10 protein-coding genes are annotated in these 16,885 nt (G+C 44.7%); 2 read left to right on the plus strand and 8 right to left on the minus strand.

What is annotated here, in order from left to right; genetic code table 11:
• Window positions 1-95 precede the first annotated feature (95 nt).
• The 5 genes from JEZ96_RS16225 to JEZ96_RS16245 all read right to left on the minus strand — a co-directional run bounded on the left by JEZ96_RS16225 (window position 96) and on the right by JEZ96_RS16245 (window position 9,231).
• Window positions 96-1,097: an NAD(P)H-quinone oxidoreductase gene (locus JEZ96_RS16225; RefSeq protein ID WP_011788070.1), complete on the minus strand. Its 1,002-nt coding sequence runs from the start codon at window positions 1,095-1,097 to the stop codon at window positions 96-98.
• Window positions 1,098-1,307: 210 nt separating this feature from the next.
• Window positions 1,308-3,119, minus strand: coding sequence for a sel1 repeat family protein (locus tag JEZ96_RS16230; RefSeq protein WP_198779819.1), 1,812 nt, complete (start codon window positions 3,117-3,119; stop codon window positions 1,308-1,310).
• A gap of 213 nt (window positions 3,120-3,332) precedes the next feature.
• Window positions 3,333-6,431: an efflux RND transporter permease subunit gene (locus JEZ96_RS16235; RefSeq protein WP_061783129.1), complete on the minus strand. Its 3,099-nt coding sequence runs from the start codon at window positions 6,429-6,431 to the stop codon at window positions 3,333-3,335.
• Window positions 6,431-7,597 carry an efflux RND transporter periplasmic adaptor subunit gene (locus JEZ96_RS16240; RefSeq protein ID WP_011919973.1) on the minus strand — a complete coding sequence of 389 codons (1,167 nt, stop codon included), beginning with the start codon at window positions 7,595-7,597 and terminating at the stop codon, window positions 6,431-6,433. The genes JEZ96_RS16235 and JEZ96_RS16240 overlap by 1 nt, the downstream gene beginning before the upstream one ends.
• Before the next feature lie 293 nt (window positions 7,598-7,890).
• Window positions 7,891-9,231 (minus strand): leucine-rich repeat-containing protein kinase family protein, encoded by a 1,341-nt coding sequence (locus JEZ96_RS16245; RefSeq protein WP_025007517.1) that lies wholly within the window; start codon window positions 9,229-9,231, stop codon window positions 7,891-7,893.
• 186 nt (window positions 9,232-9,417) lie between these two features.
• Here JEZ96_RS16245 and JEZ96_RS16250 point away from each other — a divergent pair, with 186 nt between their 5' ends.
• The gene (locus JEZ96_RS16250) at window positions 9,418-10,833 is read left to right on the plus strand and encodes a LysM peptidoglycan-binding domain-containing protein (RefSeq protein WP_128090240.1); all 1,416 of its coding nucleotides are present in this window, start codon (window positions 9,418-9,420) and stop codon (window positions 10,831-10,833) included.
• A gap of 82 nt (window positions 10,834-10,915) precedes the next feature.
• On the opposite strand, the gene JEZ96_RS16255 is transcribed toward JEZ96_RS16250, so the two are convergent.
• Window positions 10,916-12,286: a hypothetical protein gene (locus JEZ96_RS16255; RefSeq protein WP_025007515.1), complete on the minus strand. Its 1,371-nt coding sequence runs from the start codon at window positions 12,284-12,286 to the stop codon at window positions 10,916-10,918.
• Window positions 12,287-12,658: 372 nt separating this feature from the next.
• Between JEZ96_RS16255 and JEZ96_RS16260 the strand changes: the two genes are divergently transcribed.
• Window positions 12,659-15,361, plus strand: a complete 2,703-nt coding sequence (locus JEZ96_RS16260) for a DEAD/DEAH box helicase (RefSeq protein WP_061783130.1) — start codon at window positions 12,659-12,661, stop codon at window positions 15,359-15,361.
• 126 nt (window positions 15,362-15,487) lie between these two features.
• On the opposite strand, the gene JEZ96_RS16265 is transcribed toward JEZ96_RS16260, so the two are convergent.
• Both JEZ96_RS16265 and JEZ96_RS16270 read right to left on the minus strand, forming a co-directional pair.
• Window positions 15,488-16,186, minus strand: coding sequence for a GNAT family N-acetyltransferase (locus tag JEZ96_RS16265; RefSeq protein ID WP_011788062.1), 699 nt, complete (start codon window positions 16,184-16,186; stop codon window positions 15,488-15,490).
• Between the two features lie 24 nt (window positions 16,187-16,210).
• Window positions 16,211-16,681: a LysR substrate-binding domain-containing protein gene (locus JEZ96_RS16270; protein ID WP_306303467.1), complete on the minus strand. Its 471-nt coding sequence runs from the start codon at window positions 16,679-16,681 to the stop codon at window positions 16,211-16,213.
• Between the last annotated feature and the right edge of the window lie 204 nt (window positions 16,682-16,885).

Here is a 16,885-nt window from a genome sequence, read left to right on the forward strand (position 1 = left end):
GCTGCCAGTTTTTATTCAGCCCTTTAATCCATCAAAAGACTGACTAGGACAGCTTTACTGTAAAATTCATCCTAATCGCTCACTTGCCGTTTTAATCAAACCAATGTGAGAACCACTTTTCCCCTATGCTCGCCAGACTCCATCAAAGCATGCGCTTTAGGAGCCTCATTCAACGGAAAAGTTGCAAAAATATTAGGCACTATTTTATGACTATCCAAAAGCGGCCATACGGTTGTTTGCAATTCATTGGCGATTGCGGCTTTAGACTCCACACTCTGCGGTCTTAAGGTGGAACCTGTCCAAACGATGCGCTTTGCCATTAAGCGAAAGAGTTCAACCTCGGCTTTAGGGCCACGCTGCATGGCCACTGACACCATTCGCCCATCCATTGCAAGAGCTTGTAAATTCAAGTTGATAAAGTCACCACCCGCAATATCAAATACCACATTTACCCCTTTGTCTTGCGTGAATGCCATCACGGCTTCAACAAAGTTTTGGCTTTGATAGTTAATCACCTCATGGGCACCTAGACCCAAGCAGTAGTCGCGCTTTTCATCCTTGCCTGTGGTAGCAATCACTTTGGCTCCTAACGCACTTGCAAGCTGAATGGCTGTGCTACCGATACCGCCAGAACCGCCATGGATGAGCACAGTTTCACCTGCTTTTAGCCCCGCACGCATAAACAAATTGCCCCATACGGTGAACAAGGTTTCTGGTAATGCAGCAGCCTGAACATAACTAAAATCAGTTGGTATTGGTAAACAATGGGCAGCATAGGTCAGCGCATACTCACCATAACCACCGCCCGGAACTAAGGCGCATACCTTATCGCCGATTTGCCATTGGTTTACGCCGTCACCCAGAGCGCAAATCTCCCCTGCAACCTCAAGCCCTATAATGGGCGATGCCCCTGGCGGAGGCGGATATATACCGACTCTTTGCTTGATATCAGGCCCATTCACCCCTGCCGCATGCACACGAATAAGCACTTGTCCTGCCGAAGGGATAGGTAAAGGGGAGCGAGCGAGCTGCATCACCTCAGGTGCACCAGCTTGTTCAATATGGATATGGACATAATCATTAGGTAAAGCTGACATAGAATATTCCTTTAGCGAAGGTAACGGCTTAACTCTTTTATATGCGAATAGTTAACTAAGACATTGCACAAAACTCGTCAATTACCGCGTGAAAACGGCAGGAATTAACGCGTAATGAGAGGAACAATATTTATTCGATACAAAAGACCTGACTGGAAGTTATTGGGGCTAAGCTAGCGCAATTTCAAACCCGATTACCACTTTTATTCGCTATCTCGATAAATTTTGTAGTGCTTGCACTCTCGCCTTAGCTTGAGTTTCATAATCATTTGAAAAACCTGCAGCAAGATCAATACTCATCTGGTAAAGAGCGAGCGCACGACCAAGATCTTTATCCCCACTATCTGCATTCTCAAGTAAGGTCGCCAATTGAAAATACGCCGTACCCATAATGTTATTTTGAAGACCTTGTTCAGCGCCGTAATTAGCGACTTTCTCTAATAAATATCGTGCTTTAGCCACATTTTTATATTTATCTGTCATTAAAATATTGGCAAATTCAGCAGCACTATATAGATCCTGCTCAGCGGCAATATCCCAAAACTCCTCGGCCTGTTTAAAATCCTCTTTAAAGTAATAATAGGTTTCAGCAGCGCCCTGGGCTAAATCAGGTTGCGCTTTAACACTTTTACGATAATTATCCAGCGCTGCGGTGGTATCAAAATAGGGCGAGCAAGAAAACACTTGATAATACGCCATCGTGCTGACGGCTTGAGGTATTCCCTGCTTAGTCAGTTCAGTTAACGCTTGCCATGCTTGCTGCTCACGGATTTTTGCTTGGCCAGTATTCACTTTACCCAGAGGAATGACGGATAAGGGTTGATTAATTAACTCCAGTTGAGCTTGAATATCGCCAAGCTTGGCAGCGCGCTCTAACCAGTACTGGCCATCTTTAATGTAGCCCCAACGAGCCCGTTCTCTAAGCCAGTTGATTGATTCCATATCCCCTGCCTCACCCAACTCGCGATACAAGACTTCAGCCTTGGCTTTATCCCCTTCAAACACATGCTCAATGCCTGAATCGTAAATCTTGGCTAACTGTCTTTTATCTTCAAGACGCGCACTGCGCTGTAAGCTGTTGAAGCGGGATTTTGCAGAATCGTAAGGATAAAGCCGTAAATCGGCCTTGATGTAGGTAAACTCGGTGCCATCGGGATAACTTACCTTGGCTTTTCTGTCCAAGATATGGATATTCACAGCATAATCTTCAGCAATCTGAGGGGTAAAATTCACCCGTGTTACCCGTTCATCGGTTAAACGGATACGCCTCGAGTGTTGTAAACTCCATCGGTCAGAAACCTCGCGCTGCAAACTGCTTTTCAGCCCAACATCAAAGGGCTGCTTATCCTCGGGGGCATAACTGTAAATAGGATAATAAATTGGTGAAAAGGAGATAGTGGCGTCATTGCTATCAACGCTGGCCGCATCAGCTTCCTTTAAGGTGGGTATCAAGTCAAAAGACTGCTTAAAAGCATCTTTTTCAAGGGCTTCATCTTTCACCTTGGCGACAGGTAACTCAGCTAAATACTGCTTTTTCAAGGATTGCGCTTCCTGCCACAGGCGATGACTGGGCAGAAGTGACATATTCAATTTAATGTTAGTCAGCTGCCACTCACATGACCCTCCGCCCTGCAACGCAATAGATTGAGTAAAATGACTGGCACTGTGCAAACTGGTGACCACTTGCCGCAATTGAGAAGTCGTACCTTTGGTGCGCCACTGGGGATTAGCGATATCACCACTGGGGAAATACATCTCTTTTTCGGTGCAAATTGATGAATAATAAAAACCGGTAAGCTCTAGCTCAGTATCAGCGGGAAGCGTGCCAACGAGCTCAATACGAGGGCTGTCCTTGGGGACACTTGCCTGACTCACTCCTCGCTTATTGGTAAATAAATCCCAAAAAGAGGCAAAGGACTGAGGGGAATAAAAGCTCCCCACTAAGGCGCACCCAAGCACAGTCAAGCCTAAGCCTAGTGGAGTCAATCTCGTTACTAATCTAAGTACTAATCTGACACCCATAATACCAGTCTTCCATTGCTGATGAGTCTTTACGCTATTCACGCCATAAACCTAGCGGAGTCTACACAATTGCCGACTCAATTCAAAACTGGTCAGCGAATACCCCAACTGCAATCACGCCGAGCGCAGTCTAGAAAATAACCGCAATCGCCATGGAAGGCGTGAATGCCATTTATGCAGGAGCAATAAATGGCATTGCCTAAAGTGCGTTACTTAATCATTAAAATCAGCCGCTGAATCCTGCATCTTCAGGTAACTTGGGTATACATCCCTTGCCTTTAACTCGGCCATAGCGACATAGGCCACAGGCACCACAAATAATGAGAAGAAAGTGCCTGCTAATAAACCACCCACTAAGACCAAGCCTATATTGGCTAACCCTAACGAGCCCGGGCCCGAGGCCAGCGCTAAAGGAATAGCACTTAAAATCATGGTGAGTGAGGTCATAAGAATCGGCCTTAAACGCGACTTGGCACTGCTCAGCGCCGCCTCAATCGCGCTCAAGCCTTGAAGTTGCTGCTTGTTGGCAAATTCCACTAGCAAGATACCGTGCTTAGTCACTAGCCCAACTAGAGTTAGTAACCCAATTTGTGAGTAGATATTTAGACTCTGACCAAACAAGGTCAAGGTCAACAGCGCGCCAACAATACATAAGGGAACCGTGAGCAGAATGATTAAGGGATCGACAAAACTTTCAAACTGCGCAGCCAAAATCAGATAGATAAACACCAGTGCCAACAAAAATAACGACTGAGTACCCGCCTGTGAATCCATCAGTTCCTTTATTAAACCATTGTATTTAAAGCCCTGAGCATCGGTGAGCAGGGTTGGTAGCTGTTCGTCTAAGTAGGCTTTGATTTCATCGGTGGAATAACCGGGCATAATATCCGCCGTCAACTCCGCGCTATCGAGGCCCATAAAGGTCTTTATATTAGATTCTGCGGTGGTCTGATTAATCGACACAAACTGTGACAGTGGCAGAGCCTGACCTGATTCAGAGGTGACATAGAGTTTATCCATTACCCTAAAATCACTGAGCTTATCTAAATTAACTTGCACTTGAATGGGATAGGTAAACCCATCGGTAGCGTGTAAATCCGCCGCTTTTACTGAGCCTAAAAATGTCGAGAGTGCATTCGTTACATCGCCATAGCTCACCCCAGAGAGGATAATGGCATTACGATCGATAGATAGATCGTAGCGCAGTTGATCCCTTAGTACTGAGTTACCCACATTCGTTAAACCCGGGTAATCCTCCATAAGCTTTTGCACCTTGGCAGCCGTCTCACTCAACTTATCCTTGTTACGGTCTAAGGTCGTGAGTTCCAAGCGTACATTGGTAGCAATATTTAGGTTATCCGCCGAGCGGATGCTGAAGGACATATTATAGGCAGAAACACTTTCCTTCGATTTAGCGATCAAATCAGCGATCACTTCATCTATCCCCTCACGACGCTCCCCCCAAGGTTTAAGCAGCACATGATTGACGGGCTCACCCTCGATATAGGACAGATTCGCCCCCACCGCAGGATGGCCGTCAATCACACCATTAAGCTCGCTATTATGGTCCAAATGATACTGCCGCCCCACGCCCGTAGGGCCATTAGCCGCCACATCGATAAAGCCTGAATCCTCTACGGGTAAGAGTATCTTAGGCAACTGCCAATAGGCGATGCCCGCAAGACCCATAAGCACCAAGGCCATTCCGAGCATTTGGCGCTTACGGGTAAACCATTTACTGAGTTCATTGATATACAAATGATTTAACTGCTGCAGCGCACCTTCGACTCGGCTAAACCATTTAGGCTGCTGCTCAGTGGTATTGATAAGATAAGCACTCATCATCGGCGATAAGGTCAACGCCACCATGCCGGAGATAATCACAGCTGCAGCTAAGGTGAAGGAGAATTGCCTAAACAGATCGGCGGTTAAGCCAGACATTAATCCAATCGGCAAATAAACCGCGGCGAGCGTTAAGGTCATGGCAATGATTGGGAAGATGATCTCCTGACACCCATTAATTGCGGCATTAAAGGGGGTTTCACCATTTTCGATATGGCGATAACAGTTTTCGACGACCACAATGGCATCGTCCACAACAAGGCCAATAGCCAAAATAATTGCCAGAATCGTCAATACATTGATACTAAAACCGAGGGCCGACATCACCGCAAACACCCCAATTACGCACACGGGAATGGTAATAATCGGGATCGATGCCGCCCGTAAGCTCCCTAAAAACAGCACCACAATCAGCGAGACCAAGATCACCGCTTCAATCAACGCAGCAAAGCCTTCATCGATAGCGGCTTCAATAAAATCCGCTTGATTGTAGGCCAAGTTCATTTCTAAGCCTTGGGGTAAATGTTTCTGCATACGTGCAATTTCGGTTTTAATGTTCGAAGCCACAGTCACGGGATTAGCGTTGCTCAGCGGCAAAATCTGCAATGACATTGCACTATGTCCACCAATCGACAACAGACTCGGCGATAAACTCTCCTCGCCCATCACCACCTCAGCAACATCGGATACGCGGATGATCTTGCCGTCGCTAACCTTGATCACCAGATCCTTCACATCTTCTAGCGTCTCAACTTGATTCAAAGGGTTAATCGAGAAATCCCGCGACTTCCCTTTAATGGCACCCGAGGTAAAACTGGCATTGTAGGAGCCTAACGTGCCCACCACATCGGCGGCCTTAATGTTGAGTGCCTTCATTTGCTCAGGATTAAGCCAGACTCTCACTGCTTTTTGTGATCCTCCATAGGGCCCCCACACAGCGCCAACGCCTTGAACTTGTTTGAGCTGCGGCACTAATTGCTGGCTGATGTAGTCGTACATCGCCTGTTTTTCCATACCTCCAGTATTCACAAAGGTGATGATATTACTGGCAGAATCGGTAGCCGAAGTATCGTCTGTCACTGTGGGCTTATCTATCATGCTCTGGGGGAAATCGTTAATCCCTTCAACGCTACTACGCAACTTATTCATTAAGTTGGTGTATTCAATATCGGTAGTATCATCTTTAAATTTAATCGTTAACGAGCAGCGGCCCTCACTACAGTCGGTCGACATGGTATCGACTTTATCTAATCCAGATGCGGCAGCAACCAACTTATCGGCGACATTGCTCGACATAAAATCGGCGCTAGCCCCTGCAATCGATGCATTTACCGATGCCGAGTGAGTCGTGTGCTCAGGGAAATATTGAATATCGAGTTTGTGAAAGGCAATTAACCCCAGTAGAACAGCCATAATACTGAGTACAGAAGCAAATATTGGGTGACGAATACAAACCTCAGGCAACCGCATTACTTAATCTCCACTGCGCCAGAAGTCGCTGTATTCGGCAAGGTTTGTTTATCTTGAACAATCTTAATCGTGCTATCGGACTTAAGATTTTGCATACCGGTTTTAACCACTAAGTCACCTTCAATTAAGCCTTGAGTCACTATGGCATAACCGTCATTAGTGTTATGAGCTAACTTAACCGATTGTTTTATTGCTGAATCTCCCCTTACTAACCAGACAAAACGTTCTTCATTATTCGCAATAATTGAATTTTGTGGCACTAATAGGCGTTGAGTGCCTTGACTATAATACTGCTTAATATTGGCAAACATGCCGGGCGCAAGCTTAAACTCTGCGTTATCAATCGTTGCATGGATTTCGACACGCCCAGCACTTTCATCAATTGCAGGAGCCACATAATTCACTACCCCATTAAAAATCTGTGTTCCATAGGCCTCAACGGTGACATCCACCTCTTGTCCCTTTTTCGCTTTACCGAAATCGTTTTGACTGATGGCATAACGCACTTCAACAGGATGTAAGCTGTAGAGCGTGACAAGGGCAGTTCCCGCGCCAATTTGGCTACCAATTGACTGGCTAAAACTGGTTAACTGCCCATCAAAGGGCGCCTTGATTAAGTAGTCATTCATGATCGCTTGCTTTTGGCGAAAATCCGCATCAGCAAGATTGACGTTTTCCCTGAGCTCATCCACATCCTGCTTCGCCAAAGCAAAAGGTTCTTTGATCAGCAAATCTTCAACCCGTTCAAGTTTGGTTTTGGCAAGCGCTAAGGCACTTTTGGCCTTATCTAAATCCGCTTTAGCCTTAGTGTTATCCAACTCGGCTATGACCTGTCCTTTAGTCACCTTGTCACCATTGCTAAAATGAATAGCACTGATTTTTTCGCTCGCGTTGAAATTGAGTATCGCCGAGTCAATAGCGTTAATTTTGCCCACTTCTTTCACTACATCGGCAAAAGTCGCAGCTTTTACGGCCTCCACTGTGACGGGAATAGCCTCATTTTTATCCTCTGCGGCAGTAGCTGAGGGTAAATTGATGGCAAATATACAGATGAGCAATAATGATAAAAACGCAAAAAACAGCGCCTTTGAATAAATATGTATATTATTTTTTGCAGAAAAAAGAGGAGAAATACGCGCTTGTTGATTCATTTTTTGTTTAAACATAATGTGTAAAACCTATCGTTTTTACCATTTAGCGGACATCCTATCCGACAACAAACCGGATTGAGCCTAAGATCGTTAACCGCACGGCATCTATACGCTTTCGCCATCGTGCGGCACATAGCCTAAAGGCATTATCCAGATTTACGCTAGTAAAAAACGAAACACAGAGTCAAACAAAACAGCTACTTAACTAAAGAACTAACAATTAAAAAGCGAAACACACAAAAACCTAAAAAAACCATTAAAACTGCAACAGATGTAAAATCACACTATTTATACTGAGCTCCTAAGCGTCAGCACCCCCTAGGTATTACATTTAAAAGTGTATGTTTTACCGCACTAAAACTCGGACGCAGCCCTAAATCAGCGACCATACACCTCTCTTTAATTGCCGTTAACTGCGCATAATCTGCTGGATTGACATGAGCATCGGCATAGGCCAACAGATCTTCGATTAAACAGCCTAATGCACGTATTTCAATTTTCTCCATCGCCAAGCGTTCAACATCGGTTAACTGTCGTAAATTAGACGCTGCACCAAAATCCCCAAAAAGTAACTTCATCTCTTTATTAATCACAATATTATGGGCATATATATCGCCATGGCTTACCTGCTTAGCATGCATATGTTCCATAACATCAGATAACTGATATGCAATTTTTATAATATCGGTAAGGCTAAATTGGCTATCCGCGGTAAAGGTATCGCGGGTACAAGTGTCTAAGTTTGGCGGTAACCCTAAATTACGAAATTCTTCGGGAATAAGCGCCATCACTAAGCCCAATTGATCTTTTTGGCTAATGTGCGCTACCACCTTGATAAGGCAAGGATGAGCTCCCGTGGTGAGGCAACAATCTAACTCATCTGCGGGATAACCATCGCTTGTCACTTCGCCCTTAAACAGTTTGACAGCAACATGCGCCGAGCCCGTCGCTTCAATCATAGATTGAGTCAACCATTGACCATGGTAAATCACACCAGAAGCACCTTCTCCTAGCTTATCAGTCAGCTTTAGTTCATCGAGGGTAACATTAGCAACTGTCGTGACATCGGCGTGGGGATCGACCAAAGTATGGCTAAAAGGATTACCCGCAAAGGCGAGCCAAGTCAGCTTAGGTAAGCTCAGTAACCAAGCAGGTAGCGCCTGCAGTTGATTGGCCGAAAGACGCACTAACTCTAAGTTACGGCAATTAGCCATCGACTCGGGCAAAGCCGTTAAACAATTGCCCGCCAAGGCTAATTTTTGCAGACGCTGTAAATCTCCCATTGCCGAAGGCAGGGTTTCGATCTGATTATCGGTTAAGATAAGCCAGCGAGTTTGTAATGGTAAAGATGCCTCAGGCACTGTCTTGATGCGGTTCGCCTTAAAACCAATCATCTCTAACCTTGGACAACGTCCTAAAGCCTCGGGTAAATGCTCAAACCGATTATTGGAAGCAAACAATATCTTCAGTTTGGATAAACGATACAAATCTTGAGGCAGCGCACTTAATTGATTATTCGATAAATCGAGGATTTCGAGTGTATCGGCTAAGTCAAAAATCTCCTGCGGAAACTCAGTTAAATCTTCAACCAACTGTAAACGCGTGATCCCTTGTAATTGCCCTGCTCTTAACTGCGCTAACGTCTGCACATGACTACCTAAATCAGTGAAAAATCGCGCTTATGTTACCGCATTTATTGAAAAATCTAAAAGCTAACCCACAAACCAAACTCGACTCCATCTGTACAAAAAACGCACAGAACTATCCAGAAACACAAAAACAGATTAGCATGTGCACAAATATTGAAAGCTAAGTCACCTAATAACAGGACTATCATGCGGAAAAATTTTCGCCAAATGCACGCTTTTGCAGTGCTTATGCTAGCCATGCTAACGGCTCATCTCAGTGGCTGCGTAGCCACCTCGGCGGATAATGCGCCAACAGAATTCACTGCCACTACGCCTGAAGAAATAGGTAAAAGTGACTATTCAGCACAAGAGACCAGCGATACACCTGAACCCGTTGAAGAACAATACAGCGACGTATGGGAAAAAATTCAACATGCGCGCACTATTGACGTACACGATGAAGCAGAAGTACGTAAACAACGTAAATTTTTTGCTGATAAACAAAGATTTATGAATCAAGTTGGTGACCGTGCAGAGCCTTTTTTGTATTACATCGTCAGTCAACTAGAAGCCCGTAATATGCCGCTTGAATTAGCCTTATTACCTATTGTTGAAAGCGGTTATAACCCACTAGCGCAAGCCAATGGTCCGGCGGGTTTATGGCAGATGATTCCTGCAACTGGTCGCAATTTTGGCCTGACCATTAATTCCGCTTATGATGGTCGTAAAGATGCGCTGGCCTCAACTGATGCCGTTCTCGACTACTTACAGCACTTATACGATACCCTAGGCAATGACTGGATCAACGCTGTAGCGGGCTATAACAGTGGTGAATTGGTTATAAAATCCGCAATAGAAAGAAACAAAGCAAAGGGAAAGCCAACCGATTTTTGGTCACTTAATATCCCTGCAAGACAAGTACAAACAGTCCCTAAGTGGCTCGCTTTTATTCAAATTATTCGCAAGCCTAGCCATTACAACTTAAAAGTGTCTCCCATTGCCAATCGCCCTTTCCTTGAGCGACTCCCCGCACCTAATGGCGTTGAAATTGGCCACATTGCCAATGCGGCGGGACTCACTAAAGCAGAGTTTAAAACCTATAACCCTGGTTACCGTCAAAATGTGATCCCCAGTAAAGGCAAATACCAAATAGCCCTTCCCATTGAAAACATTGGTGCCTATCAGGAAAATCAAGATAAACTCTATGCCCAAAAAAGATATGACAGCCAAAGTTACATCGTCAAATCGGGTGATAGTCTAGGTGCTATAGCGGCTAAGTTTGATATCTCAGTGAGTGAGTTAAAACAGGCGAATAACCTCACATCAGATAGGATCAAAGTAGGCCAAGAACTCACGCTATTAACCCCTTTGGCGGCTAATGATAAAGAGACTAAAGTTGCCCCAGCAACGCCTAAAACAAGCAGTAAATCTAGCGCCAAGGTCACTGAAACAAAAGCTAAAACGACGGAAACAAAAGCGGCTACTTATAAGGTAAAATCCGGTGACTCACTGGATAAAATCGCCCGTAAACATAAAGTCAAACTGGCTGATTTAATGAAGTGGAACCAGCTAAATGCTAAGAGCATTATTAAACCCGGCCAAGAGCTAAAGCTATCCGAGTAATATAAACACTGGATTCATAAAGAGCGCTACCTAGGACCTAGATAGCGCTTTTTTTATTTGCTTAATAACCTTATGTGAGTAATTACAGCTTAATGAGGTTATAACCAAAGCTGGTAGAAGGATCTTTATTCAGCACCATAGTCACATTGTCTTCATTGCTGAAATCCATTAAGTCGGATGCATAGACAACGGTTTTAGTACCGTTTTCCACGGCGATGACCTTAATGGAATACTCGCCAGCAGGCACAGTCAATGACTGAGGGCTCGCTGGATTGACCGCAGTGATCTTATTTGCAGCCGTTTCAATCGTGTCATTCGCCTTTAAAAAATACACGGTTAGATTGCTTTTATCGGCAAAACTCACAATATCGAACTTAACGCTATAGGGACTTGGCGTCTGAGTTTGCTTCATCTCTATCGCCTTCACTTGGCTGCCCTGCTCATTCGTTTGCTCATAGATGAAGATGGTTTTAATGTCATCTTGGTTAAGGGTGATAAGCACATTATCGAGTAATTTAGTTTGCGTACCGTGGTCGAACACACTCACACCAAAATCATTAAACTCAGCACCTTGATAGCTAGTCACCCCAAAAGATGGCACTTCGCTAAACAGGGTTTCTTGCTTACTGCTGGCGACTTTCACATCAATAATGTTCGAGCCTAAACCGTTAAAGACGCGATAATCGACACTCGCTTCTAATGCCACATGGTTGCGAACATTGGTAGTTGAATCGACACTGTCTAAGGTGATTTTGGCATCCGAAGCACCAAAACCTTCGCGGATAATCAACTTATAGGGCACCTTTGAACTGAATTTAATGTTAGCCGTTGTATAAGCAACATTGGTTGTTCCCGTGGGTGTGAGATAAACCTTATATTCACCTGTATCCATCATTTGCGGCTGCGACACTTCACCATAAGCCACACTACCTAACATCACGGCATCGGCAAAGGTTTGGGTCGACTTAGCAACATAGGCGTCAAAGGCTTGGGCATGTACAGCGGTATTGGCAATCAAGAGCTGCATTTTACTGTTTTCAGCCACTTCGTTGAGCTTATCGAGTTCAGTGCGAGAATAGTTGATATTAAGTAATTTAGGTTCGGCAAAATCACCATGTAATACAAAGAAGTGATCCGTTGCCGCTTTTAATTCAATATTCTCTTTGTAAATAGAAATCTCTTTATTGGAGGCGTCTTTCCCCATCACCTCAATTGCAGATACTCCAACTATCGACGTAAAACGGGGCATCGCATCACCATAGATCACACTTTCATAGGTTTTGTCGGCAACTTTGAGCGCCGTTGCGGTGCTTCTAGCAGAAGCATTGTAGAATTGCACATAAGTGGTGTTTTGTTCAGAACTCCCTTCATCCTTATCATCTGATCCACAAGCCGTAACGGCTAAACACGCCACGGTAACAGCAACCCATTCCTTTAATTTACTTTTTATCATTATATCCCTCATAGACTGACGAAAAATCAGGTTTAGTCTACGCAGATATAGCGCCACAACAATGGCTGATAGACATAAAAATAAGAACAATTTTTTCACAAACTCAAACACTTAACAAACATTTCAATAACAATGAAAATAGTGATACAAACCACACTTTATGAGGGTTAAATTGATACAAATGCGTGAGCGGATACTTTTGTTCACAAGTAAAGCCCCCTCTGTGCAGGTGAGTGCGGGCATTTTTTAACAGTTCGCAGAGGAACCTACGCTCTCTACGGCTAAATCATCCCAAGACAGTACACAACTTGTCCGCCCTATTGGATTAGGTTACCCTCACATCGCCAATGACGTTTCTAGGATGAATAGCAGTTGCAAGGAATTTTAAACTACTACAAACAATGTTTTCAGCATGATAGTGCTGAAATAAACCTCTGGTCGACCCATAAACTTGCAGAAAAAGAATGGTTATTACTCGAAAAAGCAGACGAGTTAAGCAGTGGCTTTCTTCCTCGTTTACCCCTGCCATTTTCGCCAGCTTCTGCATTATTGGCCCGCAGTGCCTTGTATTTACGTGAACGCGTGTTATTACATTGCTGTTTGTTTTTTTGTGGCACAGTCGAACTCAATGGTGAAAAACGAAAAGTAGTGACACCGCTATTGTATAGGGAATGCCAACTACAAGCTGATGGCGATAATATTTATCTAGAGAGCAATAACACCTTATCTGGCAGCGGACCATTCACTATCAATGAAGCTCTATTAGAAAAATTAGTCGTTGAAGGACATAGCCTAAGCCAAGAGTTACGCGATAATCCAACGGATGTCAGTGGCTGGATAGCTTGGCTGCGGGCGGGCCAAGCCGATGTTGATACCAGTCACTTATTGCATTTTCCCAAGCTGATCGATGAGGCTGAATTTGCTCTGCTATGCCGTAAACGTGGGCAGTTTCTTGTTAGTCGAAGCCAAATCATTTTGGCAGAACGTTCGATCGCGAGTCGGGGCATTTTGCACGAACTGGACAAACTAATGACAGCGGCTGAACCATCAGCACCGCTTAAAGCGCTATTCGCAGAAACACAACAAACAACATCAATAAGCGCCAGTGTAGACACGCAAGAGGCTTATCTTCCTGGGCTGTTAAGCCGCGTGCAAATTCAGGCCTTAAAGATTGCGGCCAATCATACTTTGGGGCAGATCTCAGGCCCACCGGGAACAGGTAAGAGTTACACCATAGCCACAGTGGCAGCAGAGCAGGTATTAAGAAGCAAATCTGTCCTCATCGTCGCGCATACCGATGTTGCTGTTGATGTGATTGCCGATAAGTTACAGCAACAATTCCAGCTAGGGAGCAGCCTTATTCGAGCAGGCTCGCCGCAGTTTATAAAAGTCCTTAAAAACCAGATTGATGAAATGCTCCATGGTCAGCACCCTGCGTCAGATGAAGCCGTCTCGGATAGGTTGCTATTAAGTGCAAAACAGCAACTTAACACTGTGACTCGTCAGCAAGTCAAGATGGAAGCGGGCTTTATACGTCATTGCCGCCACGCCATACGTCGCGGCCAAAAACTGGCGACCTTACAACAAGGACAATCGCGCTGGCGCTTAGGATTTTACAACTGGGCTTACCGTGCAGGTATAAAAAGGTTTGCCCAGCAATGGAATGAACTCGATAAATTAACCGCCCTCATCGCCCAAAAAGAAGACTTAAGCCTCAAATACTTACAATTGGCAACTCACTATCGATTAAACCAATTACTCAAACATAAGCGCAGTACACTGGTGAGTTTTGCCAGTGCGTTACGCGCCCGCCAGTCCGCTAAGCAACTCGACGGTTTCTACAAAACGGATTTTGATGCCTTAAAGCAAACCTTTCCCATTTGGTTATCTAGCCTTGCCAGCTTGCATAAAGTGCTGCCCATGGAGCAGCAAATGTTTGATCTAGTGATTATTGATGAAGCCACCCAAGCCAATATTGCCGCCTGTTTACCGGCCTTGCAGCGGGCAAAAGCGGCACTGGTGGTGGGCGATAGCAAACAGCTGCGCCATTTCTCGTTTTTGTCCCGCGCAAAACAAACCCAAATCCAGACCCAACTCGGACTTGCTGCGGATTGCCGCGGCCTAATGAGCTACCGTGATGCCAGTATGCTCGACTTAGTATCACAATCCCTTGCGAGCCAATCCCAAGTGGTATTTTTAAATGAGCATTTTCGGAGTAAACCTGAGCTGATCCAATTTAGTAATCAGCAGTTTTATCAAGGCATGCTGAAGATTATGCAGCACAGACCTTGCACAAGCTCTGGGCACTTACACCGAGTCCATGTGACTGGCAGCCGTGATAGTAAGGGAATTAACGCCATAGAAGCGGAGGCATTAATTCAAAAGTTAGCTCAACTGATTGATGAACAAGAAAATGTATTAGTGCCTTCCAGCATTGGTGTACTCTCCTGTTTTCGCAATCAGACGGAGTATTTATCCCAGCAAATCCTCGCGCGCTTTAGCGCACAACAACTCGAGCGTCACCAATTACGGATTGCCACACCCTTTGGATTTCAAGGTGAGGAACGCGATATTATGCTGCTGTCGTTTAGCATTACGGCCAACGACAGCCGCGCCGCCGTGTATTTAAATCGCGAAGATATGTTCAATGTCGCGATCACCCGCGCTAAACAAATGCAGTGGCTATTTTTATCGGTACAAGCGCATGAGCTCCCCAAAAATAATTTACTGGCAACTTACTTAGCATCGGCGGGCCAATTTCAAGCGGCACATAATTATGTCGATTCCCTCGATACCTTCGGCCAGTCTGTGGCACTCGCGATTGAAGAAAAAGGCATAACTGTCTGGCGCGCCTATCATATGGCGGGGCTAGAACTGGATATTTTATGTCGCTATGGTAACCAATATTTAGCAATAGATTTAATCGGTTACCCAGGACCTTGGGCGGACTTTTTCGATATTGAACTGTATAAACTCTTACAGCGCGCAGGGATTAAACTTATCCCCGTCAGTTATGGGCTATGGTGCCAACAGCGAGAACTTTGTATCCAACATATTTGCCAGCAATTGGAATAACACCCGCCTAAGGAGCAGACAACGCAACAACTAAACTCAATCCAACAGCCTTAAGCACATCGCGGCTCAATGGGACTGAAAAGGCCACTCGTGGGCAGTCCCTTTTAAAGTCGTTTATCTACGTGGTTAAAATTCGATGTACAACCTTAGCATATCTTTGTGCTGTATACCGTTTTCAAAAATGGGTTCCGGATAATTTGCTAAGAAATGCTCTTTCACAACAGAGTCAACTCGAAAACCTATGCGCTGATAATATGTCAGTTGATAACCGAACGTGCCTGTACCCAACTCCACTCTATGTATTTTTTTGTTAGCTAACTCGTTCAAAGCAAGCTTTATTAAACCAGAACCAATACCTTGCTGCTGATGGTCAGGATAGACTGCAATGTTAAATATCTCTGCTGTGCTAGCACAGATTAATTTGGCAATACAAGCACCGACAATCTGTCCATTATTCTTCGCTACGTAGCACCACGAATCACTTAGATATGAGCGAATGCTTTGCTCCGAGGGATCTGCTTCAAGCAAAAGCTGGATAGGGATTTCTGTTGATTCGACTTCTAAATATTCCATTTTTACCTCAAAGCACAAAACGCCTAAGGGACGGGAAACACTACCACCAAACTCAATAATAACTATAACCACATCGCAGTTTAATAGAACTGTAAATGACACTGTGTCATTTTGCTTAGTTTTGTCCCCGAAACAATAATCCGAAATAACATACCAAGCAGCCCTGTCAGGCATGGAACTTAGCCAGTACTCTAGGTCATCTTTTGCAGACTGATTTACAGTCTTCTTTAAAGGAGTCAACAGTTCTAACATATATCCTCTGTGAAGCTTAACGTCTTAATCACACGCACGCGGCTGATAAATCGCTTTTATCCTGTTTCGCAACCAAGTGATTTTGGGGTTGTGGCTGTTTCTCTTATGCCAAATCAAGGTAAAAGGAATGGCGAGTTTATCAAGATATTCGTCGCTTAACGGGATGGGGCGACTGACTAAGTCAGGGTGTAATTGGCGAGCATATTGTTCGCAATATTGTGGCGCAATTGCCATCATGTTGTGGTGAGGCTCTGCCGCGACAAACAGTGACTGCTCAAAACTGGCCAAGGTCAGCACAATATTACGAGTTAACCCAAGCTCAATAAGCACATCATCCAAGGCCCAAGTTTCGCTTTTTTCCCACAAGATGTTGATATGCGGATGTTTAAGAAAGGTGTCTATATTCCACTCTTCCTGCAAGGCAGGATGATCGCGGCGTAAATACACCTGAGGAAGATCGGTAAATAAAACTGCACAATAGATATCGAAACATATACCTCACCCCATTAGCCATCTCACACATAAGTTGCGCCTAGCCTAGTTTCACTCGCACAGATCTGTGAGTGGCATTTTCGACAACAGGTATTTCCATTGACGACCTAACACCACGAACGTGGAAGAAAAGTTGGTAACAGAACAGAAAGAGGAAAGGGGTAGAAAAATATTCCCTGCGGTTTGCTACCACAGGGGATATGTCGG

The sequence above is a fragment of the Shewanella putrefaciens genome (genome assembly GCF_016406325.1).
Lineage (GTDB): Bacteria > Pseudomonadota > Gammaproteobacteria > Enterobacterales > Shewanellaceae > Shewanella > Shewanella putrefaciens.